Source organism: Maribellus maritimus (assembly GCF_022267315.1).
Classification (GTDB): Bacteria; Bacteroidota; Bacteroidia; order Bacteroidales; family Prolixibacteraceae; genus Draconibacterium; species Draconibacterium maritimum.
Genome location: NZ_JAIKLE010000005.1, coordinates 219,767 through 244,309, shown reverse-complemented (window position 1 = coordinate 244,309; position 24,543 = coordinate 219,767). Strand labels below are relative to the sequence as shown.

At 39.0% G+C, this 24,543-nt stretch carries 22 protein-coding genes; 3 read left to right on the top strand and 19 right to left on the bottom strand.

Annotated elements, in window-relative coordinates:
• Nucleotides 1–34 precede the first annotated feature (34 nt).
• The 6 genes from K5G00_RS07010 to K5G00_RS06985 all read right to left on the bottom strand — a co-directional run bounded on the left by K5G00_RS07010 (nucleotide 35) and on the right by K5G00_RS06985 (nucleotide 6,687).
• Entirely contained in the window at nucleotides 35–406 is a 372-nt protein-coding gene (locus K5G00_RS07010; protein WP_238765423.1) for a VOC family protein, read from the bottom strand.
• 200 nt (nucleotides 407–606) lie between these two features.
• Nucleotides 607–1,464, bottom strand: coding sequence for an SDR family oxidoreductase (locus tag K5G00_RS07005; protein WP_238765422.1), 858 nt, complete (start codon nucleotides 1,462–1,464; stop codon nucleotides 607–609).
• A gap of 58 nt (nucleotides 1,465–1,522) precedes the next feature.
• Complete coding sequence (locus tag K5G00_RS07000; RefSeq protein ID WP_238765421.1) at nucleotides 1,523–2,095, bottom strand: Crp/Fnr family transcriptional regulator; 573 nt, start codon at nucleotides 2,093–2,095, stop codon at nucleotides 1,523–1,525.
• Nucleotides 2,096–2,162: 67 nt separating this feature from the next.
• Nucleotides 2,163–2,798 carry a chloramphenicol acetyltransferase gene (locus tag K5G00_RS06995; RefSeq protein ID WP_238765420.1) on the bottom strand — a complete coding sequence of 212 codons (636 nt, stop codon included), beginning with the start codon at nucleotides 2,796–2,798 and terminating at the stop codon, nucleotides 2,163–2,165.
• Between the two features lie 9 nt (nucleotides 2,799–2,807).
• On the bottom strand, nucleotides 2,808–5,867 hold the full coding sequence (locus tag K5G00_RS06990; RefSeq protein ID WP_238765419.1) for a beta-L-arabinofuranosidase domain-containing protein: 3,060 nt from the start codon (nucleotides 5,865–5,867) through the stop codon (nucleotides 2,808–2,810).
• Between the two features lie 388 nt (nucleotides 5,868–6,255).
• Nucleotides 6,256–6,687, bottom strand: coding sequence for a hypothetical protein (locus K5G00_RS06985; RefSeq protein ID WP_238765418.1), 432 nt, complete (start codon nucleotides 6,685–6,687; stop codon nucleotides 6,256–6,258).
• Between the two features lie 176 nt (nucleotides 6,688–6,863).
• Between K5G00_RS06985 and K5G00_RS06980 the strand changes: the two genes are divergently transcribed.
• Together K5G00_RS06980 and K5G00_RS06975 are read left to right on the top strand one after the other, a co-directional pair.
• Nucleotides 6,864–7,628: an SGNH/GDSL hydrolase family protein gene (locus tag K5G00_RS06980; RefSeq protein WP_238765417.1), complete on the top strand. Its 765-nt coding sequence runs from the start codon at nucleotides 6,864–6,866 to the stop codon at nucleotides 7,626–7,628.
• 174 nt (nucleotides 7,629–7,802) lie between these two features.
• Nucleotides 7,803–9,338, top strand: coding sequence for a sulfatase family protein (locus tag K5G00_RS06975; RefSeq protein ID WP_238765416.1), 1,536 nt, complete (start codon nucleotides 7,803–7,805; stop codon nucleotides 9,336–9,338).
• A 15-nt stretch (nucleotides 9,339–9,353) separates the two neighbouring features.
• Here the strand turns inward: K5G00_RS06975 and K5G00_RS06970 are convergent, their stop codons facing one another.
• From K5G00_RS06970 to K5G00_RS06920, 11 genes are all read right to left on the bottom strand, one after another.
• On the bottom strand, nucleotides 9,354–9,926 hold the full coding sequence (locus tag K5G00_RS06970) for a cysteine hydrolase family protein (RefSeq protein ID WP_238765415.1): 573 nt from the start codon (nucleotides 9,924–9,926) through the stop codon (nucleotides 9,354–9,356).
• A gap of 223 nt (nucleotides 9,927–10,149) precedes the next feature.
• On the bottom strand, nucleotides 10,150–12,180 hold the full coding sequence (locus K5G00_RS06965) for a transketolase family protein (RefSeq protein WP_238765414.1): 2,031 nt from the start codon (nucleotides 12,178–12,180) through the stop codon (nucleotides 10,150–10,152).
• 100 nt (nucleotides 12,181–12,280) lie between these two features.
• Nucleotides 12,281–13,453, bottom strand: a complete 1,173-nt coding sequence (locus tag K5G00_RS06960) for a phosphoglycerate dehydrogenase (protein WP_238765413.1) — start codon at nucleotides 13,451–13,453, stop codon at nucleotides 12,281–12,283.
• A 341-nt stretch (nucleotides 13,454–13,794) separates the two neighbouring features.
• Nucleotides 13,795–14,424 carry a Crp/Fnr family transcriptional regulator gene (locus K5G00_RS06955; RefSeq protein ID WP_238765412.1) on the bottom strand — a complete coding sequence of 210 codons (630 nt, stop codon included), beginning with the start codon at nucleotides 14,422–14,424 and terminating at the stop codon, nucleotides 13,795–13,797.
• A gap of 119 nt (nucleotides 14,425–14,543) precedes the next feature.
• Complete coding sequence (locus K5G00_RS06950) at nucleotides 14,544–14,909, bottom strand: DUF2147 domain-containing protein (protein ID WP_238765411.1); 366 nt, start codon at nucleotides 14,907–14,909, stop codon at nucleotides 14,544–14,546.
• 94 nt (nucleotides 14,910–15,003) lie between these two features.
• Nucleotides 15,004–16,161 (bottom strand): molecular chaperone DnaJ, encoded by a 1,158-nt coding sequence (gene dnaJ, locus K5G00_RS06945; RefSeq protein WP_238765410.1) that lies wholly within the window; start codon nucleotides 16,159–16,161, stop codon nucleotides 15,004–15,006.
• A gap of 16 nt (nucleotides 16,162–16,177) precedes the next feature.
• On the bottom strand, nucleotides 16,178–16,777 hold the full coding sequence (locus tag K5G00_RS06940; protein WP_238765409.1) for a nucleotide exchange factor GrpE: 600 nt from the start codon (nucleotides 16,775–16,777) through the stop codon (nucleotides 16,178–16,180).
• A 145-nt stretch (nucleotides 16,778–16,922) separates the two neighbouring features.
• A complete protein-coding gene (locus tag K5G00_RS06935) occupies nucleotides 16,923–17,441 on the bottom strand; it encodes a peroxiredoxin family protein (protein WP_238765408.1) in 519 nt (172 codons plus the stop codon).
• Nucleotides 17,442–17,556: 115 nt separating this feature from the next.
• Nucleotides 17,557–18,861: a UDP-N-acetylglucosamine 1-carboxyvinyltransferase gene (murA, locus tag K5G00_RS06930; protein ID WP_238765407.1), complete on the bottom strand. Its 1,305-nt coding sequence runs from the start codon at nucleotides 18,859–18,861 to the stop codon at nucleotides 17,557–17,559.
• Between the two features lie 11 nt (nucleotides 18,862–18,872).
• Nucleotides 18,873–19,463 (bottom strand): DUF4290 domain-containing protein, encoded by a 591-nt coding sequence (locus tag K5G00_RS06925; RefSeq protein ID WP_238765406.1) that lies wholly within the window; start codon nucleotides 19,461–19,463, stop codon nucleotides 18,873–18,875.
• A gap of 123 nt (nucleotides 19,464–19,586) precedes the next feature.
• The gene (locus tag K5G00_RS06920; RefSeq protein WP_238765405.1) at nucleotides 19,587–21,914 is read right to left on the bottom strand and encodes an ATP-dependent helicase; all 2,328 of its coding nucleotides are present in this window, start codon (nucleotides 21,912–21,914) and stop codon (nucleotides 19,587–19,589) included.
• Nucleotides 21,915–22,107: 193 nt separating this feature from the next.
• Here K5G00_RS06920 and K5G00_RS06915 point away from each other — a divergent pair, with 193 nt between their 5' ends.
• Nucleotides 22,108–23,424, top strand: coding sequence for a T9SS type B sorting domain-containing protein (locus K5G00_RS06915; RefSeq protein ID WP_238765404.1), 1,317 nt, complete (start codon nucleotides 22,108–22,110; stop codon nucleotides 23,422–23,424).
• A 9-nt stretch (nucleotides 23,425–23,433) separates the two neighbouring features.
• On the opposite strand, the gene K5G00_RS06910 is transcribed toward K5G00_RS06915, so the two are convergent.
• Nucleotides 23,434–23,817 carry a hypothetical protein gene (locus K5G00_RS06910; RefSeq protein WP_238765403.1) on the bottom strand — a complete coding sequence of 128 codons (384 nt, stop codon included), beginning with the start codon at nucleotides 23,815–23,817 and terminating at the stop codon, nucleotides 23,434–23,436.
• Between the two features lie 124 nt (nucleotides 23,818–23,941).
• Nucleotides 23,942–24,526: a ClpP family protease gene (locus tag K5G00_RS06905; protein ID WP_238765402.1), complete on the bottom strand. Its 585-nt coding sequence runs from the start codon at nucleotides 24,524–24,526 to the stop codon at nucleotides 23,942–23,944.
• Nucleotides 24,527–24,543: the final 17 nt, after the last annotated feature.

The following is a 24,543-nucleotide window of genomic DNA, read 5'->3' as shown; positions in this document are numbered from 1 at the left end:
AGAGCGCTTCCGGTTTTTCGGAGGCGTTTTTGTTTTACACATGTTGGTCAATCAGAATCGCATTACCATCCGGATCAAATAAAACGATATTTTCCGGACCACTGGTGTTTTTATCGGCTTCACGTTCCAGTTTAATACCTTTACTTTTTAAATCTTTCTGAATGTTACGCACATCGTCAAAATTTTTGAGCGTGTTGGCATTCTCGTCCCAGCCGGGATTGAACGTCAGGATATTATTTTCAAACATTCCCTGGAATAAGCCAATCAATGAATTTTCATTTTTCATAATGAGGTAATTTTGTGTTACATCTCCTGCAAAAACGGAGAATCCCAGGTTTTCATAAAATTGTTTTGAAACTTTGATGTCTTTCACATTCAGACTCACAGAAAACGCTCCTAATTTCATAATACAATCCTTTTGTTTGTTTCTAGTAAGATAATAAAATAAACCGACTCGCCGGTAATTTAAAACTTTTTTGTCTGAAATTATTTCAGTTGAAATTTTCATCACTCAGTTTGTTTGTTTTTTTTCAGGAGAAAGCCGGGAGCCAAAATTCACATAAAAAGATATTGTAGTCGTACTAATGGAAGTTCTTCGGTTAAAGGTTATTGATCTTTCACTTTTTTAGTAAAAAAATCTTCCAGTTTTTTAGTTCCGTATCGGGGAGCCACCATTTCCATAACCATTGTTGAAAGAAAAAATTCGATGGGGCCATATGTTTTTGATGACGTAAATGTTCTCACTGTCCAAAGTGTAACTTTTCTTATCCAGTCGGGCAAATGTACTATTTTTACTGGTTTTGAACAGGCTTTCAGAGCAAGTTCTGCAATTTCATTCTGGCTTAGGATATCAGGGCCTCCAACATTAATTTCTTTTTCTGTTGAGCGGAGGGCATTAATACAAACTTCTGCCAGGTCGTCGCCATGAATCGGATTGAGTTTTAACTTCCCGTCGCCAAAAAGATAAACTTTTCCGCTTTTTGCCATTTTTAAAAAATCAGCCATGTCAGAAAAGAAACCATTGGGGCGAATAACTGAATAATCCATCCCTGAATTTTTCAGGTAATCAACCAGTTTTTCTTTTGCTTCGCCAATTTTCAGGTGGCGAAGTTTCTGCCCGTTAAGCACAGAAACATAAATGAATTTTTTGACCCCGCCGGCCCTGGCAGCGTCAATTAAATTTACGTTGGCCTGGTAATCTACATCCATATATGTCAACCCGTCCTTCTGCCGTGTTATGCCTACGGTGCTGATAACATAATCGACACCGTTAAAAATGTTTTTGAAGGTTTCCGGTTTTGTTACTTCTGCTTCAACTACATCATAAACAGATAAATCAAATCCTGATTTTTTCAGGTCGCGAACTATCAGCCGGGAATCGTATTCCGAGTGTACTATTTGTTTGGTAATGTGTCTTCCCAAATACCCCGTTGCACCGGCTATCAATACTTTTTCTGTTTTCATTGTTTTTTTAACAAAGGTAATTTAGTCTTTTACAGATCTTCTTGACCTTCGTCAAGAATTAGCCCAGCACTCTTTTTTTTATTCTGCTGAGCGTTTCAGGAGATACACCCAGAAACGACGCGATATACTGCTGGGGAACCCTTTGAAACAGCTTCCCGTTGTTGTTTAGCAGTTCCTTGTATCTTTCTTCAGCAGATTGAGTAACAAAAGATGCAATAATTTTTTGACAGCTTATCAACTCATTTTCGGTTGCTATCCGTGCAATTAACTCAAATTTCGGGGAAATTTCCAGTAGTTTATCTGTATTTTTTCGACTAAATATCATAAGCGTAGTCTCTTCAATGGCCTGAAAGTTTTCTTTTGCAGGAACCTGAAAGGTGTAGCTTTCGCCTGCGCAAATAAACTGGCCTTCGGTATAGAAAAACGCTGTACGGTCTTTCCCGTGCACATTATAAAAAAGCCGTACACAGCCTTTTACTACAAAATATATGTCGTGAGAAATCTTACCTTCACAAAAAATCATTTCATTTTTTTCATACACTTTTTTTTCAGAAAAAGTATACAATTTTGAAATATCTTCTTTATCAAGAGGAATGTAGTTTTTCAGATATTCGATGAAATTGTCGGTCATTCTTGCAAGATACAAATTTGTTTGACCAAGGTTCACCGCTTAAGTTTGTTTTATATTCCGCAAAACACTATTTTAAGTTGTCTATATATTGCTGCAATTCATCAATATATTTTCCGATATGCAAGCCGTCAACAAGAGCGTGGTTTACCTGAACAGAAAATGGCAACCAAACTTTTCCGTCGCGTTTAAAATATTTTCCCCAGGAAATTCTTGGGACAGAATCGTTTTTGTTTAAGGAAATTGTATGCGAAATATGTGTAAAGGAAATCCACGGGATACAGGTAATAAAGATTAAATCATCCCGGCCGGCCAGTTTTTCAAATTCAAAATACTCCGTTTGGTTTTTGTTCGCCTCTTTTGCTTTTTTTTCAAATGTTTCAATATCACCCTGCAAATCGAGTGTGACGAATTTAAACAACTCGGCGTTTTTATCTTCATCCATATCGGTGAATGAAGGATGTATCTGATCGTGCAAAACAACTTTACCGTCTCTTATCCGGTATCTGAAGTTTTTTATCCTGTTCAAAGCAGTTGATGTAACATAAATCATTGAATAATAAAAGGATAACCTTCTGGCTTTTATAAAAGCCAGAAAGTTGGTTACATCAATATCCATACAAATGTTATATTGAGGATAATCCATCCGACTAAAGAACAGAAAATGTTCTTTTCTGTTCCAGTTTTTGATGTCGATGGTTTTCATTATGTTTTGCTATTTTAAAGTAACATCCAGATAAACCGAATGCCGACCATATGTTTCATAAAAAGGTTTAAAAACAACACCGTCGATGGTAAATTGCAGTTGCTCTGCATCGCCTGATATCGATTTACCTATGTCTTTTGCATCCAGTGTTATTTTCCGCCATTCTTTTCTTGGCTCATCTTCCTGTGCGGCAAGTAAAATCGGTCCGTAAAATAGACTGGCAATATTTTGCTGGTCCATGACGGGTTCCAAATGAAACTCAAATGGCATACTCAACTCAACTGTATCTCCGTCTTTCCATTTACGGCTTAATGTAAGATAGCTTCCCGGAGTTGCTTCATTTTTTTCATCTTTCCCGTTTATTTTCACAAAAAATCCTTTTGTTGCCCAGTGCGGCACACGAACATTAAGATCAAAATTGCCGCTACCATTAATGATTAATTGGGTGTGGTCTTCTTTTGGAAAAGCAGTTGTTTGTGTTACAGTTATATTTTTTTTCGTCCAGTTTAATGTTGAAGGTACGTAAAGATTTACATATAAAGCCTGGTCATCTGCACTTTTGAAATAAATTGAGTTCTGAAGTTTTGTACTACTCTCAAGGGCAGTGCCGTTGCAGCAGGAGAAGCCGTCCATGTCAGCGTTCCCAAATCGTTTTACAGAACCTGGCCTTAGTGGCACATGGTAGGTATTTGCCGGGCTGTCCTCAGCTACAGAGGCAAGAATATGGTTGTAAAGTCCACGTTCATAGTAGTCCATTAACTCGGCTCTCTGATCAAAGAGAAAAAGGTTACGGGTTAATTTGAGCATATTATAAGTAGCACAGGTTTCATTCTGGCCTCCGGCAGAAAAGCCATTTTCGTAGAGTGTTGCGGGTTGACCGGTGAAACATTCCGCATTAGAAGGATTACGTGCCCCTGCAACTCCTCCAATACTGTACATATAATCGTTTGTAGCCATATTCCAGAAATTATCGGCTATATGATAATACTCCGGTGAATCAGAATCGCGATAGATTTCAAGCGCCCCCATAATTTGCGGGATGTGCTGGTTGGCATGTAACCCACGGAACATGTCCACATTTTTAGCCAGTCCGTGAGAGTGTTCGGCGTCACCAAAAAACACCCTGATATTGTCAAATAATTGCGCCGCTTTCAGGTAACGAGGTTCGTTGGTCAGCCGGTATAGTCTTGCCATTGCTTCGTTCATTCCTCCAAATTCTCCGGCAATGTATCTGTTCCACATGCTTATAAGTGTTTGGGTTGGCACCTGACTCAGGCGGGTATAGACCCAGTCACCCATACCCTTTACGATTTCCAAAGCTTTTTCATTGCCACCAACTTCATAAATATCCATTAAGCCGGCTAGGATTTTATGCAGCGTATAATAGGGCGCCCAAATTTTAGTACTATCGGTTCCATAGCTTGCCCCATTTTCCAACATAATAAACTGGTCTGGCGGATAGGCACTAATAAAACCTTTACCCCAATTCCAGTAATCAGTTCTGATTTTTTCTGTACTCAGATTTGAATCAAAGCCAGATTTACCCGGGCCGGGCGGCACTGCCAATGGGTCTGACACGCTTTCTCCTCCTGTTGCTTTGGGCTGCCCCGACATTTGCGACAATTCATATAGCGTATTCACCATATATTCCATTTTGTTGGCGAAATTAGCCTGGAGCGAGGCATCATAACCGGTACTTGCATAAGCCTGAGCGATGGCACTAAGATAATGGCCTGTGGCATGACCACGTAATTTTGTCTCCTGGCTATCCCATCCGCCTAATGGATTTGCTCCGGCAGGCTGTTCTTGTCCAAAGGCATTGCGAAACATATAAAGGAAATTGTCCGGATTTGTTTCAGCAAGACCGTTTAAAAATTTATCCCGGTTCTCTATAAATTTTGTTTCGTGGTGATGAGGATCGGTGTTTAATACAACCTGATCCAGGTTAAAAGCTTCCAGTTTACGATTCGGGGTAGCAGGTGCCTTTGTTTCTTTTACCGTGATTATTGCCTTGGGATTTATATTTGTTCCGGCAACTTTTCCTGTTATGGTGTAGGTGCCGGCGGTAAGTACCTGATTGTTGTTTTCTGGTGCAGGCCAAAGTACTCTGACATCTGGTCCTTCAGTTTTATTACTGTACTCTCCCTTTACATAACGAGGCAGATTGGGAAGATATCCCACTACCGTTTCTACCTGAATATCGGGGACATTTGTTAAATATGCATTATACAACTGGGGGGTTGTTTCGGGAAATGTAGGAAGATCAGGGTCTGGTCTTTCTCTTCTTCTGGCAACTCCTTCTCTATCCCTGAAAGGATTAAAACGAATCCCGGAGATTTGTCCCTCACTTAAAGGAATTCTGTAAATCCGGAAATCGTAAAGTTTGGCATTTAAAGACGTATTGTCAGATGCCACCAGCGATTTACCAATGTAAAGTTTATTATTTTTACCTGAATCGTTATCGAATAGTTTTTCCAGCTCGACCTCAACATCTTTTGACTCACCAGCCAGCTCTCCATTTATATAAGTACTCAAAGTTTTGGATGGAGCATTAAAAACAATGGCTAAATGATTCCAACGATTAACTTCAATTGCCGATGAATTTACAGCATATCTTTTAGCGTTAGCGATGATTTGGGTTTGAAAACCTTCATTGTCTGCTGTTCCTGTGGGAGCAGCAAAAAAATGCGCCTGGTCGTTTTTTCCAAAATCGAAAAATAACTGCCCGCTTTTTGCTGAACGCAGGTAAATCCATCCGGTGATACTCAATGACTCCTCTCCTGTTACCGACTCGCCCGGAATTGAAATAAATACTTCACCATTTCCCGGTAAAGAAAGTACTTTGCCAAGCATCTCATCATCATTAAATTTAAAACCGGAGCCATGAATGCTGCCGTGTAAATTATTACGGGACCAATCTTTTGCATTCCCTTCGAAGGTATAGCGGGAAATTAATCCCGTTTCTCCAATCCCGTCTAAAATCTGATCTCCACCTTGGGCAAATGCCGAATTTGTGGCCAATACAAAAAAGCTGATTATCATTCCAACGAACAGTTTACACATTTTCATAATTAAATTCTTTTTAGTTGTTTTTGAACTTTGAAGAAAGGATGATTAAGTATTTTAGAAGTTCAAATTAAACAATATATTGCTAAAGTTCCATGGACTGGAGTTGAAATTTTCTCAATAAATGTATTTTTAACACCTATCGCTATCCGATTATGGCAGAGTTCGGTTACAAAGCACGATTGATTCCCGGTGAGTTGCTAAATGGTTGTTGTTTCTGTCAATGATTCTTGCCGGAGAATTTGCCATGATTGTCTTTCATTGTTAATTGTGATTTAATCACCTGCTTATCTGTTTAACCATCTTTATATGCAATGACGATGGTTATTTAGATACCTTTTTTCTTATTTGTATTTATATACAGATTTCTTTTCTGAATGGTTTGTTTGATTTAATATTCGTATAAAATCTGATCTCCTGAGTTTGTTAAATTTAGCAAGACTTTGTTTTCATTAATTTGCAGAGCTCTGACATCGAATGTTATTTCTTTCCCGATATAAGCATCACATAGTTCCTGATTTTTTAATGACAATCTTAGATTTCTTTGAGGTGGATTCGAATATAGAATAACTCCGGAATCAACTAACTTCACTTCCCATGAACTTCCGCTGCATCCGCTTGAAGCAAAACTTATTTTTAAACAGTGGTTATTTAATTCCGTACTGAGTATTGTTAGCTGGTGGTTTGGAGCGGAAATATACTGGTCTTCACTAATAATAACTGACCGTTCGCAAATTTCAGAAAAGCTATCGGTTTCTTTTTCACAGCAAATAAATGACAGTCCGATAACAATCGTTCCAAGTATTAACTTTACGGCTTTCATAATTCTGTTTACATAAAGATGTAAATGTACAATAATTAGTTGCGCAGCATTTCGACTGTTCGATAGTTTATGAGTAACAGTATAAAACAAAGTAAAAACCAACCTTTCTTTTTATTTGTTCTTTTTGCAGGGAAAACTTTATAATTTTAGGCTTTCAATTCATTAAAATATTACCAATGAACCTTTCAAGAAGAAATTTTATAACCAGAACCGCTGCCGGAACCGCAGCGTTGGCGAGTATTCCGTCGATTGTAGCAAATGCAGTGCCTGCAAAAGGTAGTACCTCAAAACAAAAATATTCATTGTTTGGAAAAGGAAATACCGTTCTGTTTCAGGGCGATTCAATTACCGATGCGGGGCGGGAAAAGGAAAAAGAATTGCCAAATAACCCCGGCTCTTTTGGGCATGGGTATGCTTTTTTGGCTGCTTCAGCTTTGTTAAATGCTTTACCCGAAGAACAACTTACAATATATAACCGCGGGATAAGTGGAAACAAGGTTTATCAATTGGCCGACCGCTGGGAAAAAGATTGCCTTGACCTAAAACCCGATGTCCTTAGTATTCTGATTGGCGTTAATGATTACTGGCACAAACGAAACGGGCGTTACGACGGTACAATTGAAATCTATGAAAACGATTATCGTGCTCTGCTAAAACGTACGAAAGAGAATTTGCCTGGAGTCAGGCTCGTGATCTGCGAGCCATTCTATGTTTTGAATACAAAGTCAGTTGATGAAACCTGGGTCGAGCCTATGAAACAGTATCAGGCTGCAGCAAAAAGAATAGCGAAAGAGTTTGATGCATTTTGGGTGCCTTTCCAAAATGTTTTTGACGAGGCAATAAAATATGCTCCCGAAACCTACTGGACAGGCGACGGTGTTCACCCGGCAATGCCTGGTGCACAACTTATGGCAGAAGCCTGGCTTCAGGTTGTGAAATAGGAAATTCAATTACAGAAGAAAAAAGCAGGAACATTTGAAGCACGAAAATAGTTTGAAATGTTAACTGCTTTTTTGCTGATTATTTAAAATGAGCACATTGGCTTATGCTGAATTTAATATCTGTTTAATCCAAATACTTTGGCAGTAACTAAAAACCGATTTTGTTCTCTTGTTATGAAAATATTTTTTTTTGCATTAGTCATTGTAGTATTGTTGGCCATTGGCGCCTGTTCAAATACCAAGAAAGAAAGTAGTGGGTACGCAGAGCTGGACAAAGGTCCCAATATCATTTTGTTGATGGGAGATGATCATGGTTGGGATGAGGTTGGATACAACGGTCACCCTTTTGTAAAAACGCCGGTTTTAGATGAAATGGCGGCCAGTGGACTGCGTTTTGACCGGTTTTACTCTGCCCACCCCAGTTGCTCACCAACACGGGGAAGTTTTATGACCGGAAGACACCCTAATCGTTACGGAACTTTTTCTCCCAACTGGTCTATTCGTCCGGAAGAGATAAGTATTGCTCAGCTATTAAGTGATGCCGGTTATGCTTGCGCCCATTATGGCAAATGGCATCTGGGACCTGTGAAAAAGGATTCGCCAACGAGTCCGGGGGCCATGGGATTTGATGAATGGCTCTCGCACGATAATTTTTTTGAAATCGATCCGGTTTTATCCCGTAATGGAGGAAAACCGGAGAAAATTGAGGGCGAAAGTTCAGCAATAGTTGTTGAAGAAGCCATCCGCTTTATTAAAAATAGTCATCAAAATAAACAGCCTTTTTTTATTGTGGTATGGTTTGGTTCTCCGCATGAACCATACAGTGGTTTGCCAGAAGATATTGCTCTTTATGAAAATCTACCCGACAGTTTAGATCGATTAACTGTTCAACTTACTTCCAACAAAACAGGTGAAAGGGTTGAACGTTCGCTTCGCGATGTGTTAAAAGAACGTTATGCCGAAATAACAGCAATGGACCGATCTATTGGAACATTGAGGGAATTTCTGAAGGAAAACAAATTGAAAGATAATACTTTGGTATGGTATTGTGGTGACAACGGAACTCCTCAAAGTGCAGGCAGAACCGGAATGACAGTCCGTGCTCAGAAAGGTTCGTTATACGAGGGAGGTGTTCTTGTTCCCGGTGTGTTGGAGTGGCCGCAGGGAGTAAAAAAACACGGAATTGTTCAAAGTTCGGCTGTAACCAGCGATTTTTTACCAACATTGGCGGAACTTACAGGGCAATTGCTTCCTGACCGGCCTCTTGATGGCATAAGTCTTGTTTCGTTTTTTAATGAGCCGGAAAAGCTGCGTGGAGAACCCATTTTTTTCTGGCAATTTGAATCCGGAAAAGTGTTTGACGATGAAGCTGAACCATATATTGACCCCGAATTGCAGGAAGGAACAACGCCGCTGGTGAAAATGATGAACGGAAAATATACGCGAACTTTTAGAAATCTGAAATATGACGTTATTTCCGAGGCCGATTATGGTGGCGAACGTACAGTGGTAAACGATCGTTTTAAACTGGTTGCTGATGGTGGCTCACCCGGTGATGCAGGTTTTGAATTGTACGATCTCCAAAAAGACCGGGGCGAAACAATAAATCTTGCTTCTGAATTTCCTGAAATTGTAGAGCAAATGCAAAAAGAGTTGAGAAACTGGCAGGAATCAGTATTAAAAAGTCTGACCGGGGCAGATTATAAATAAATTCGGGAAAAGAGGTTATTTCAAATAATCTTCCAATTTTATAATCTTCGCATAATTCCTTAACGTGGTCAAAGTAGAGAAGTGAACATCCTTCGCTTCTACGGTAACATCTTCAAATGTGAGATCCCGTGTAGCACAGGCATCTTCTATTACGGTACAGGCATAACCATAATCGTGTGCCGCCCGGGTTCCTGCTTCTAAACACATATGGGTTTGCATGCCACACAAAACTACATTTTTAATATGGTTTGCCTTGAGATAGTCGTTTAGTCCCGTATTTAAAAACGCATTAACTTCTTTTTTTGAGAAGATTTTTTCTCCATCGACCGGTTTTACACGTTTATTGATATCACCACCCGGTTCAAAAAGATGTTTTATGTGAATTACCAAACCGTTTTTTTTTCGAAAATGGTCAAGAAGGACAGCAGCCTGGTCGGCAGCCTTTTCGGGTTCCACCAACTCTGATGCTCCTCCCGAGAAATAAAAATCCTGGATATCGATAATAATCAGAGCCGTTGAATCAAGTTGCTGTGCTGTTAAGAACGTGCCGGAGAGAATCATTAATATGGAAAGGGTAAGAAATTTCATCGTTCATTTATTTATTCTGTGTGTCCTTTTTTTTCAGGCTTTTGTTTTCGCTAATGTAATGAAAATCCAAAAAATAAGGGGAGTTAAAATAAAGCTTGAGTATCAGCTCTTTTTTCTTTGATGAAATAACTGTATTTGATGCATTAGGGGCGGAGCAAAAGCAGTATATAAAAAATGCCCTGCAAAAGTTACAGAGCATTTTTGAAATATTTTAAAAGAAGGTTTAAGCAAGTAATTCTTTTACCTGGTTGTATACATTTTCTTCATTGAACCCGAGTTTTTCATCAAGTACTTTGTAAGGCGCAGAGAAACCAAAGGAATCCAGCCCCCAGGTTTTACCATTTTCTCCAACCAGCCCGGCTAAGGTTACAGGTAAGCCCGCTGTCATTCCAAAGCGAGGCACTCCGGTTGGAAGTACACTTTCCTGGTAGTCTGCGGCCTGATTTCTGAATAAGCCTTCAGAGGGAGCGGAAACCACCTGAACTTTTAGCCCGTCTTTATCAGAGAGAAGCTTAGCCCCATCAACCAAAGTTGCTACTTCTGAACCGCTGGCAACCAAAACCACATCAGGTTTAGTTTCCGGTTTTAAAACAATATAAGCGCCTTTTTCAGCTTGCAGAGCCGATTCGTACGCATTTCCTTCAACCGGAAGGTCGTTGATATTCTGACGGGACAGAATCAGGGCAGTTGGTGTACTTGTATTCTCAATAGCCATTTTCCAGGCTACTGTTGTTTCATTGGCATCAGCCGGACGAAGAACAAGCATGCTGTTTTCACCGCTGTGGTTTTTGAGTTTTTCCAGCAAGCGAATCTGCGCTTCCTGTTCAACTGGCTGGTGCGTTGGCCCGTCTTCACCCACGCGGAATGCGTCATGAGTCCAAACATATTTTACAGGCAATTCCATCAATGCTGCCAATCGAACTGCTGGCTTCATGTAATCAGAGAAAACAAAGAATGTTCCGCAAACCGGAATTACACCACCGTGTAAAGCCATTCCATTTGCAATACATGCCATGGTTAATTCACTTACTCCGACTTGCAGAAAGGAACCACTAAAATCGCCTTTTTTAAACGGCGTGGTTTTTTTTAGAAATCCGTCTGTTTTGTCAGAGTTGGAAAGGTCAGCTGAAGCCACGATCATATTTTCTATTTTACCGGCAAAAGAAGCCAGTGCTGTTCCGGAAGCTCCGCGTGTTGCTGTATTTGCTTTTTGTTCAATTGCAGCGAAGTCGAATTTTGAAGCTTCTCCGGAAAAGAAACCGTTTAACTTTTCTGCCATTTCCGGGTTGGCTTTCTCCCATTCAGCCTGTTTTGCTTTTTGGGCGGCAGCAGCCTCTTTTAATTCCGCTTTTCTATTTTCGTAGAATTCTTTTACTTCATCAAAAATTGCAAAAGGATTTTCAGGATCTCCACCTAAATTGCTGATTGTTTTTTCAAAGGAAGCGCCAGCATTTGATAATGGCATACCATGGGTTTCCACCTGTTTTTCATAACTACTGCCAGAGTCGGTCAGCGCGCCTTTTCCCATAATAGTTTTCCCAATAATCAGCGAAGGTTTTTCTGTTTCTGCATTTGCTTTTGTAAGCGCTTCTCTGATTTGACCTTCATTATTTCCATCAATAATAGAAACGCTCCAGCCCCATGCTTCATATTTTTTTGCTGTATCTTCAAGTGAAACGACATTTGTTTCAGTAGAAAGCTGGATGTCGTTTGAGTCGTAGAACATAATGAGGTTGCTTAGCCCTAAATGTCCTGCAATTCGTCCGGCACCCTGCGAAACCTCTTCCTGGACTCCACCGTCAGAAATATAAGCGTAGGTTTTATGACTCAACCATTCCCCAAAACGTTCTGCCAGGAACCGTTCTGTAATGGCAGCACCTACTGCCATTGTATGTCCCTGACCCAACGGGCCTGATGTGTTTTCCACGCCTCTTTCTACGTCGACTTCGGGGTGACCAGGTGTTACACTTCCCCACTGGCGAAAGTTTTCCAGGTCTTCCATGCTGTAAAATCCTGCCAACGATAAAGCTGCATATAACATGGGTGACATATGACCTGGATCAAGGAAAAATCGATCGCGGTTAGCCCACGTCATATCTGAAGGATCGTAATTTAAAAATTCAGAATATAAAATGTTGATAAAATCGGCTCCACCCATAGCTCCTCCAGGATGTCCTGATTTAGCCTTTTCTACCATTGCTGCAGCTAAGATGCGAATATTGTCGGCTGCTTTTGTCTTGATACTTTTTGTCATGATTGTAATTTTAGTTCTAAATTTCACGGAAGTTCAGGAAAGTGCAAATTTAAAAAAAAAGAGGAACTCTCTTGGATCCCTCTTTTAATTTCAGAATTTCTTAATCTTGAATAATTCGAACCATAAAAACTCCTTCTATATTCTTGAGTTTGGTTCTTACTGATTCATCAATATTTTTCTGTGCAACATCGATGATATTATATGCAATATCGTCTCTTTTTTTGTTTAACATGTTATCAATGTTGATGCCTTCAGCAGCTAAAACACTTGAGATTTGGCTGACCATATTGGGAATATTTTTGTTGGCAATTAAAATTCTGCTTCCTCCGTTGCGCTCCATTGCTGCCTCGGGGAAATTAACTGAATTTTTAATGTTTCCGTTTTCAAGAAAATCCTGAACCTGTTCCACCGCCATAATTGCACAATTTGTTTCAGATTCTTTTGTTGAAGCTCCAAGGTGAGGAATTGAAATAACGTTGTCCATTTTTAGCATTTCTTCGTCAGGAAAATCGGTGATATAACGCGCTACTTTCCCTGATGCAATGGCTTCTCTCAGACTTTCTGTATCAACCAGGCCTCCACGGGCGAAGTTTAAGATACGGACTCCGTCCTTCATCATCCTGAATTTTTCTTTGTTGATGTAGCCTTTGGTTTCCGGAGTCAATGGAATATTGATGGTTACATAATCGGCTTGTGCCAGCAAAGGTTGAACTCCTTCCATCCAGGTAACTTCGCGGCTTAATTTTAACGCATGTTTCACTGACATGTAAGGATCGTAGCCTACTACATTCATACGGAGTGCAGATGCAGCATTTGCAACCAACACGCCAATGGCTCCCAATCCAATTACTGCCAGGGTTTTTCCTTTTATTTCCTGTCCTGCAAAATTCTTTTTACCCTGTTCTATTAATGCCGGTACCTCATCGCCTTTGCCAATTAGTGTTTTTGCCCAGGTAACCGACTCAACAATATCGCGTGAGGCAAGTAGCATACCAGCAATCACCAGTTCTTTTACACCGTTTGCATTTGCCCCGGGAGTATTAAAAACAACAACTCCTTTTTCTGTACACTTTTCAATTGGAATATTATTTACACCCGCACCTGCCCGCGCTACTGCTTTTAAAGATGACGGTAGTTCCATATCATGCATTTTGAAACTTCTTAATATAACGGCGTCAGCATTCGGTATTTCACTTGCTATTTCGTAATTACTAAGAGGGAAAAGTTTTAGTCCTTCCGGATCTATTTTATTTAACGTTTGTATTTTAAACATTTGGCTAATTATTTAAAAGGTTGTCTAACTCTGTAACTGAATTGTGACAAATATCATCAAATTATTGAAAATCCCGAAGTTAAAACGGGGTTAAGTTTTTAAAATGAAATTAACATTAACTAATTTATAATGATTTTAGATGGAGACTCAGGCAGCCTGGTAAAGCATTGATGAAAATAGCTAAACGAAAAAGCCAGATTCCACTGAATCTGGCTTAACAACCTTCAACTACTAACCGATTTTATAACCCAAAAAATTTTGAAGTAATAGTTATGAACTATTAACTCTGAATTGTCTGCTGCAAATAAAATAAGACTTCAAAAAATGGACTGTAATAAAAGTCACAAAAGTCCGGAAAAATCAATAAAATTTCTTGAAAGTTGAATTTTACCTCCTTTTTCCAGTTTTTTTAACAACCTGGAAATGACTTCCCGTGAAGTGTTTAGCTGAAGCGCCAAATCCTGATGTGTTCCGTTAAACGTTTTTAAACCCGATTTTTCCTTCCTGTCTACAAAAAATTTAACCAATCTTTCATCCAGTTTCAAAAAAGCAAGTGTATCAACTGTGTCAATCATCGTCCTGAAGCGGTTTTGAAATGTTTGCATAACAAATTGTTTCCATGACGGGTATTTACACATCCAACTATCCAACAACGAAACGGGAAGCATAATAACTTCAGTTTCTTCTTCTGTAATCGCTTGTACGTTGCTGGTTGAGTTTGCCATACAGCAAGTCAGTGACATGGCACAAACTTCATTATCTTTTAAATAATACAAGAGCAACTCGTTTCCGTCGTCGTTGTTCCGGGTTATTCTTATTAATCCTTTTAAAACCAGCGGGAAACTTGTGATGAACTGTCCTTCACGAATAAGAACTTCGTTGGGCTGGAAAGTTTTTTGGATACCTACATTTAGAATTTCTTCCTGCAGCTCCTTTTCGAGAAATTGATATTGTATATTAAAATTATTCACAGAAATGTTTTAACACAAATAAATGTGCTCAGATGATGTTGCGCCAGATATACCCGCAAAAAATATAAAGATTTTGAATAAAGGATACAGATGTTTTGAATATTATGATAGAAGCTAAACTATTCCTTCCTTTTTCCTGTAATGGGGGCATCTCCCTCGTATGATGAGCCTGATCCTGAAATTTTTTCCCCTTCAAAATTTAACGTGATTTTATACAAATCATAATCGGTTTTGGCTTCAAAATAAAATTGATTTGCCTCTTTTTGCTCCAGTTTTGTGAATGGTATTGTATACCCGTCATCCGACAATATTTCTCCCGCTAACTGACCATCTTTTTCATAAAAATGAAAAACACCTGTCAATATTGTTCCTCCGGCATCAACGGAATAACTCCATTTTCCCAAAATTTGTTTTGAATCGTTTTGTGAAAAGCTACAAAATGTAATTACCACAAAAAAAAACGAGATAAATATCTTTTTCATCATCTGTAGTTTATTGGATTGTTAATACTTTAAAAATAATGAATTAAAGCAACAATCGGATAAAATCTTGAAAATATTTACCTCATTTTGCGGTGTTTTATTCAAACATATCCCTCATTTTTTCAAAAAAAGTTTTTTCCGAGGAGGAAGGCCCTTCCTGAAAACCAGGAGAATTTTGAAGTTTTTCAAGCATTCTTTTTTCTTCGGCATTTAATTTTTTAGGGATCCAAACATGAACCCGGACAAGAAGATCTCCTTTCCCGTAGCCGTTTACCTCAGGAATTCCTTTGCCCCTTAACCGTAGTATTTTTTCAGGTTGGGTGCCGGCCTCAATTTTTACTTTTACCTTCCCTTCAACAGTAGGGATTTCAGCCGTTGTACCCAGTGTTATTTCGGGGAATGAAACAAATAAGTTGTAAATAAGATTGTTCCCGTCACGGACCAGATCAGGATGTTCTTCTTCTGTAATTACAACCAGGAGGTCTCCATTTATACCTCCTCGTCTTCCTGCATTTCCTTTTCCGGTAACATTAAGTTGCATACCTTCACCAACTCCGGCCGGAATTTTAATATTGATTACTTCTTCGTCGCGAATCACTCCTTCACCGGCACAATGGTTACACTGGTCTGTAATCATTTTCCCATCACCCTGACATGTAGGACACGTGGAAGTTGTTTGCATCTGGCCAAGTAAAGTATTGGTTATTCTGGTTACCTGACCTGTTCCTCGACAAGTTCCGCAGGTTGAGTAGGATGAGCCATCTTTTGCACCTGTCCCACTACAATGTTCACAGGCGATATATTTTTTTACCTTTATTTTTTTATCAACACCGTTTACAACTTCACTAAGGTTAAGTTTTACTTTTACCCTTAGGTCAGAGCCCCGGCTTACTCTTCTGCCTCCTCGGCTCCGGCTGCTTCCACCAAAACCGCCAAAACCACCGAAGTGACCACCAAAAATATCACCAAAAGCCGAAAAGATGTCTTCGATATCGGAAAATCCGCCGCCAAATCCACCTCCGGCAGATCCACTCATTCCGGCATGGCCGAACTGGTCGTAACGCTGTTTTTTTTCCGGATTGCTTAATACTTCATAGGCCTCGGCAGCCTCTTTAAATTTTTCTTCCGCTTCGGTGTTTCCCGGATTCTTATCAGGGTGATACTGAATTGCCTTTTTCCGATAGGCCTTTTTTATTTCTTCCGGTGTAGCATTCTTCCCAACCTCTAATACTTCGTAATAATCTCTTTTCGCCATTTCTCTTGTGTAATTTTTATTCTCCGATTACTACCTTGGCAAACCGGATTACCTTGTCATTCAATAAATAGCCTTTTTGAACCACATCAACTACTTTCCCTTTAAGTTTTTCTTCAGGAGCTGGAATTTTTGTGATAGCTTCATGCAAATCAACATCAAACGCCTGATGATGGGCTTCGATTTCTTTTACGTTATTTTGTTTCAGGAATTCTTTAAACTTGTTGTATATAATTAAAGTTCCCTGCTTGCCTGCATCGTCGTCGGCGATATTTTTGAGCGAATCAAGAGCTCTTTCAAAATCATCGACCACCGGCAGGATACTTACCAAAACAGATTCTCCTCCAGACTTTATCAGGTCTGCTTTTTCTTTTATCGTACGACGTCGGAAGTTATCAAACTCAGCCTGAAGGCGCAGGTGTTTGTCTGAAATCTCATCAAGTTTAACAGCTAACTCTTCGATTTGAGCATCTTTTTTATCCTTTTTCGATTTCTTCTTTTTATTTTCCTTCGCCTCTTCTTTTTCGTTCTTCTCTTCTTCTGTCGTTTCTGTTGTATTTTTGTCCTGCACCTCTTCCGGAGCATTCATTTCTTGTTCTTTTTTGACTTCTTCTGCCATTTTGCTGATTTTTAATTTGCTACCTTTTTGATCAAAAAATTTGCCATGCAAATATAAAAGACAAATTGACACTCCTTTTAATCAAAGAGTGCCAATTTGAATGATTTGAAATATTTTTAAAATGGAGGTGTGTTAAAATGTCTTTTTATTTTACATATTTCTCAAGTGCTGATTCCAGAGCTGGTCCACGCAGGTTTCGAGCTACGATAACACCGTCTTCGTTAATCAGAAAATTTGTTGGAATACTTCTTACTCCATAAACGGCAGCATGTTTTGACTGCCAGTATTGCAAATCACTTATGTGATAAGGCCATACCAATTTGTCGTCGGCAATAGCTTTTTTCCACGCAGCGTCTGTTCTGTCCAGCGAGACACTAAAAACAGTAAATCCGTCACCGTTTTCAAATTTTTTATCTTTAAATTTCTGATAGGCACTAACAACTGTCGGGTTTTCTCTCCTGCATGGACCACACCAGGCCGCCCAAAAGTCGAGAAGAACAAGTTTCCCTTGTGTGTCGGAAAGCTTCATCGTTGAACCGTCCACTGATTTTCCTATTAATTCAGGTGCTTTATTCCCAATATTAATACCAATTTTGGGCTCTTGTGCCAAAGATATCCCTGTTCCCAAAACAACAGCAAAAATGAATAACACCAATTTCTTCATAATAAACTCCTTTTGTGTTCAAATTTTTTCAAAAATATAAATTTCGATTTAATATGTAACGAAAATTATACTTTGAAAGTTTATAAATAATGAATACATATAAATATTTCGATACTTATAGCCTGGTGATTTTAGCTCCCAGAGAATTTAGACGAGCATCAATGTTTTCGTATCCCCGGTCGATTTGCTCAATGTTATGGATGGAACTTTCCCCTTTTGCAGACAAAGCTGCAATAAGCAAGGCAATCCCTGCACGAATGTCGGGTGAGGTCATGTTGGTAGCCCGCAGAGTGTGTTTTCTGTCCAGGCCAATAACGGTAGCACGATGGGGGTCACACAGAATAATCTGAGCTCCCATGTCGATCAATTTATCGACAAAAAATAAACGGCTTTCAAACATTTTTTGATGGATAAGAACACTGCCTTTTGCCTGCGTAGCAACAACAAGAAAAACACTCAAAAGGTCGGGAGTTAATCCCGGCCAGGGAGCATCGGCTATAGTCATAATTGATCCGTCAATATAAGAATCTATCTCGTAATGTTCGGTGTTTTTTACAACAAGGTTATCCTTTTCCTGTTCTACATTTATTCCAAGTCTGCGGAAGGAAGCCGGAATAATTCCCAAATGCTTCAATCCTACATTTTTAATTGTGATATCGGATGCCGTCATGGCTGCCAATCCAATAAAACTTCCCACCTCAATCATGTCCGGTAAAATGCGATGGGAACATCCTTTCAACGCGGTTGTTCCTTTAATGGTAAGCAGGTTGGATCCAATGCCCGTTATTTTTGCTCCCATGGAAACCAGCATTTTTGACAATTGTTGAAGGTAAGGCTCGCATGCGGCATTATAAATTGTTGTGGTTCCATCTGCCAAAACCGCAGCCATTAAAATATTGGCTGTCCCTGTTACCGATGCTTCATCGAGTAACATGTATGTGCCTTTCATTTTTTTTGCAGAAATAGAGAACCAGTGGTTGTCAGCATCAAATTCGAATTTTGCACCCAACTTTTGAAAGCCGATAAAATGTGTGTCAACTCTTCTGCGGCCTATTTTGTCTCCTCCCGGTTGAGGAATAAATCCTCTCCCAAAGCGTGCAAGCAAAGGGCCGATTATCATAATTGAACCCCTCAAACTGGCCGCCAATTCTGCATATTCTTTGGTTTTCAGAAAATCAATATTTATTTCAGACGCATTAAAAAGGTATTTGCCTTTTTCTATTCGTTCGGTCTGGACACCCAATTTCCCGAGGATTTCAATCAGCTTTAAAACATCTCTTATTTCCGGGATGTTTTCGATATAGACGTCCTGATTTGTAAGGAGTGTGGCACAAATTACCTGTAGCGCTTCGTTTTTTGCCCCCTGTGGTTCTATTGTTCCATTAAGCTTGTAACCGCCTTCAATTTGAAAAGTTGACATTCTGCAGGTTGTTAATGTCTTTTTTTACCGATATTTTTTTTCTTTTTTGGTTTTCCTATTAACGATTTTATATCAGAGAGTTGCATGTCTTCTTTTATCTCCAGCTTTTCTCCCGAAAGTTCTTTCAGGTCCATAAGAATTTTGTCGTCTTCAACAGCATCTTTATTCCATACCAAAAACGATTTTTTCATGTGATTTGCCAGTTGTTTGGTAAGTACTTCTTTTTCTTCACCCTCAAACTCGGAAATTTTTTGTATCATTTTTTCCATAACCAAACCATAGTGTTTGTATTTTATACTGTGTTGGTTATATGGAACTTTGTTGGGTTTTTCTGTCAAAATATCAGGAGAAGGCGGTTCATAAGGATAATCGATGTCAAGTTTAAAATCAGTCATTATCGCAAGATGATCCCATAATTTATGATTGAATTCAGCAACGTCTCTAAGATAAGGATACAAATTTCCCATAACGTCGATAACCGTTTTTGCAGCACGGTTTCTGGTTTCTCTGTCTTCAATTGTTGAGACGTGATCAACCATGTTTTGTATGTTTCTTCCATATTCTGGTAAAGGAAGTTTCTTTCTTTTTGAATTGTAATCCATTGAATGAATTTTATGGTATAAATAATTTATTTTCAGGTAATCTTATGAAATTAACGGGGTTGACTGTGCAAAACTAATGATTTCCTTTCAATACGCAATTTTATTCTTTCTTTTTAACGCTGTTTAATTTACTATTTTCAGCTTGGCAAACTTTAGCAGCAGTTGTTTATGTCCGGCAGTCTGAAAAAAAACAGTGGCTTTTAAATTGGGAACTACACCTTCAACCTTTAAAACCTTGCCAATTCCAAATCGTTGATGTTCAACCTGCATTCCGGCAAAAATTTTTGAAGGATCATCTCCTTCAAAATTAGACTGCGTTTTACCAGCTTCTCTCAGATTAACGAGTTTTTTGTCAAAAATGTTCTGCGTATCTTTTCTTTTAAATGAAGTATGTTGTGTTTGTCTTCTGAAAGATGGGCTTGAAGTTTCCTGCTGCAATTGATTTTCCGGTTGTCTTCGCTGGTTTGGCATTTTGTTGAAGTCAAATCCATCCATATATCTTTCATCCATTTCTTCCAAAAATCGGCTTGCGGTGCAAAAATCCAGTTTTCCCCAGCGATACCGTTGATTGGCAAATGAAAACCAAACATTTTCTTCCGCACGGGTAAGTGCGACATAAAACAGACGCCGCTCTTCCTCCAGCGCCTCCGGTTTGTTTTTTTCGTCGGCCTGCCCGGATGGAAAAAGGTTTTCTTCCAACCCAACTACAAAAACATTTTTAAACTCAAGTCCTTTTGCGGAATGAACGGTCATTAAAGTTACTTTATCCCGTTCTTCGTCTTTTTCTGTATCCTGATCGGTAAGTAACGCCACATCTTCCAGGTAATTTTCCAGTTTCTCAGGCCTGCCTTCTTCCTTAGCGCTGATGCTGAATTCCTGAATCCCGTTAAGCAGTTCCTGAATATTTTCATGTCTGCTTAGCCCTTCCGGAGATTTATCGTTGTATAAATCCTTTAAGATTCCGGTTTCCTCCGCAATTGTTTTTGCTGCCTCAAACGCTTCTGTATTTTGCGTCAGTTCAGTGAATTTCAAAATAAGCTTTGCAAAGTTCAAAACTTTTGAAGTGGTCCCTTTATTCAGATTGGCCGGGTTACTTTGGCTAAGGCCGGTGATTATTTTCCAGATTGAAGTTTCGCTATTTATTGCTGCTGTCTCGAGTTTGGCAACTGTTGTTCCTCCAATACCACGAGCAGGGAAATTGATGACTCTTTTTAGCGCTTCATTGTCAGCCGGGTTTATCGTTAACCTAAAATATGCCAGCAGATCTTTAATCTCTTTCCGTTGGTAAAAACTTAACCCGCCATAAATTTTGTATGGAATATTTCTTTTTCGCAGAGCCTCTTCAAAAATCCTCGACTGCGCATTTGTTCTGTAAAGAATAGCATAATCGGAATTTTTATAATGATCGTTTAACTGTGTTTTTGCTATTTCCTGGGCAACTAAAAAGCCTTCTTCATTGTCGGTTAAAGCCGAAAGAACTTTAATGGGTTTTCCTTCCTTTTTTTCAGAAAAAACAGTTTTTGGAATTTGTTTTTTATTTTTTGCGATGATACTGTTTGCAGCATTAACAATAGTTTGGGTAGAACGATAATTTTGTTCGAGTTTAAATATTTTGTGCGTCGGGTAATCGGTTTTAAAGTTCAGGATATTTTCAATTCGGGCACCACGGAATGAGTAAATACTTTGTGCATCGTCGCCAACTACGCAAATATTATTGTGCGCGGCGGCCAGTTTTTTTATAATAAGATATTGAGCATAATTGGTGTCCTGATACTCATCAACAAGGACGTAGTCGAATCGTTTCTGGTATTTTTCCAAAACCTCCGGCTTATCACGAAAAAGCAGGTTCGTTTTTAAAAGGAGGTCATCAAAATCCATTGCTCCGGATAAAAAGCAACGTTTTACATATTCTTTATAAATTTCGGCAATTGCCGGCATTCTCATATTTTTGTCGGCCAGCCTGATTTCGGTTTGTTGTGCATAAATATTGGGGGTAATCAGGTTGTTTTTAGCCATGGAAATACGACTGGAAACCACCCCCGGTTTATATACTTTGTCATCAAGCTGAAAATTTTTGATGATGGTTTTTATCAGACTTTTGCTGTCCGCACTGTCGTAGATGGTAAAGTTCGAAGGAAAGCCAATTGTCTCATGTTCCATGCGTAAGATGCGCGCAAAAATAGAGTGAAAGGTTCCCATCCATAGATAACGTGCAGCATTTTCTCCCACCACTTTTGCAATCCGTTCTTTCATTTCGCGCGCTGCTTTGTTTGTAAAAGTCAGTGACAAAATAGTTGACGGACGAGCTCCCTGTTTCAGCAAATGAGCAATCCGGTAAGTAAGTACCCGGGTTTTTCCTGAACCTGCACCTGCAATTACCAATGCCGGACCTTCTGAACTTAAAACAGCATCTTGCTGCGCTTTATTTAAATCTTTTAAGTATTCGAACACAATGAAACCAGTTTTCTAATTCAATGAACAAAAGTAAAAGATGTTCAGTGTTTTCCTTTAAAAAAATGATTGGCTTTTATCAACAATATTAAAATTTGCGGAATTTGTAGTTTCAACAAATGATTTTTCGTTACTGTCGGACAATTAAATAAAAATTATACGTTAATATTGTAGCTTAAAGTTTTTTGTTTTTATGAAGAGACAAAGTCGCTTAACCGTAATGTTTTTTTTATTGTTCTTTTTTGGTGTCCAATCTTTAACGGCTCAAATATGGGCTCCTGGAGCTGCTGGGGGAGGAGAAACCGACTATCCGTCATTTTCTGAAACAGACAGTATTTTTGTTTTTTGTGTTGATAACGAGGTTATGCCGGCAGGGGAGTTAAGTGTAAGTACTGAACTTGCGGGAACTAAAACATTTTTGTGGGAAGTTTACAATAGTGAAACTGCTTCGTTTGATTTTTATTTTTCAGAAAGTTTGGAAAACGGCACATCTTCAATAACAGGACTTACAGATGGATGTTATCGGGTAACCGTTTCGCAGGGAGAAACATCAACTGTTTACAGAGCATGGGTTTTTAATTCCTGGATTCAAGCCGAAGGAACGGTTTTGTATCCGAGTTGCGAATCATTTGCGCTAGATGGCAGCTTCACTTCTTCTGAAATAAGGTATCACGATTTGTCTACGAATGCGGAAGTTAGTCTTTCAAGGGATATGAAGGTCCAATGGAAAGAGGGCGACGTTGTTCTCTCCACTGTTCTCAATCCTGAACTGTTTGATCCACCAACTTCAAATGTTGACTACACACTCCGTGTTTACGATCGTTTTGGATGTGAGGCGAACATCAATGTACCTTATGAACCTATTGCCGCAAAAGCGAGTTTTCAGGTAGATGCAGATTGGACAAAAGAGATGACAGGAGAAGCGCCGCTTGAGGTAACATTTACAAATACTTCTGAAAATGCAGACCCAACTGGTTATGAGTGGTTTTTTTATCGTGATTTAAATGAAATTAAGGAAGAAGCAGAGAATGGGCAAAGCGAGATTGACAGTATCCTGCTTATAGCATATGACGAGAATCCCGTATATACGTATGAAAATACCGGAACATACATGGTAAAACTGGTTGCAAAAAACTTTGCAAATGACACGTTAACATGCGTTGACACCACGATGATGGAAGATTATATCTATGTTGATCCTTCATTTGTTGAAGCCCCCAATGTTTTTACACCTAATGGAGATGGCACAAACGATGAATTTATAGTGAAGTTCTGGTCGATGAAAAGTCTAAAAATTTCGATTTTCAACCGTTGGGGGAAACGTATTCATTATTGGAGCAAAAACGATATTCGTGGATTTGAAAATACCTATGTTGAATCGGTTTGGAATGGGAAAATTGGTGGACGGTATGCCAGTCCCGGGGTGTATTACTATGTTGTTGAAGGTCGTGGCCGTGACGGAGAGTCCCGAAGAAAAAACGGCTTTGTCCATCTTTTCAGAGGTAAATGAAATAAATAACTAATTTTTTACTTGCCATGAACCCCGAAAATCTCCTTTGATTTTATGAATGGCCTTATATAATTCGTATTGGCAAATGGCATCGTCGTGCTTGCACGTATCACCTGTATATAACATTTCGAGTTGAGGTAAAGCTTCTTTTTCTTTTAAAACACCCAGTGCCCAAACGGCTTTATTCTTTTCTTTAAGTGTAATTTTGTCAGAATCGAGATATATCAGCAGGGCCGCTGTTTTATCTGTATTGAATTTTTCCGAAGCGGTTTTTGCAAACTGGTTGGCATCACTCCAGATCCAGATTCTTAATCCGGAATAGATGATAAAAAGTCCGGCTATTGTGATAAAAAGTGTCTGAATTATCCAACCTTTTAATTTTCTGTTTTCCATGGTTGTGGTTGTAGTTATGCTTAAATTAACGGTTAAAACAGATACGTATTGTGTTTGAAATAGTTATCTTAACAATAAAAAAGGCTCAATAGTGAGCCTTTAAATTTTGCTAAGTATAAATGTATTATTGCATTTTGTAGACTCCGTCAACAATCCCATAGTCGATTGATTCCTTTGAATCCATCCAGTAATCTCTCTCAAAATCTTTTAAAATTTGCTCAACGTTATGATTACTGTTTTTTGCCAATATTTCCGCCAAAAGTTTTTTTGTTTTAATGATTTGTTTGGCGTGAATTTCAAGGTCGCTGGCTGTTCCCTGCAACATTCCGATACTGGGTTGATGAATCAACACTTTCCCGAGAGGATAAATAAATCGTTGTTTCTTTTCTCCTGCTGACAACAAAATCGAGCCCATTGAAGCAGCCAGCCCCATACAAACAGTTGAAACAGGCGATGAAATTATTTTCATTGTATCGAGGATTGAAAGTCCGGAGGTAACAACTCCGCCCGGGCTGTTAATAAAAAAGGTAATCTTTTCTCCGGGTTTTTCGGCCTCAAGGTATAGAAGTTTACTTACAATATCTTCCGCTGATTCGTCATCAACCTGTCCCCACAGAAATACTTTTCGCTGTTCCAATAATTTTGATTCAATTCGTTTTTGAACACTTTGCTTTTTATCTTCCATATCCGGTTTATGCATTTTTGTCATATCTGTTTTTGTTTATT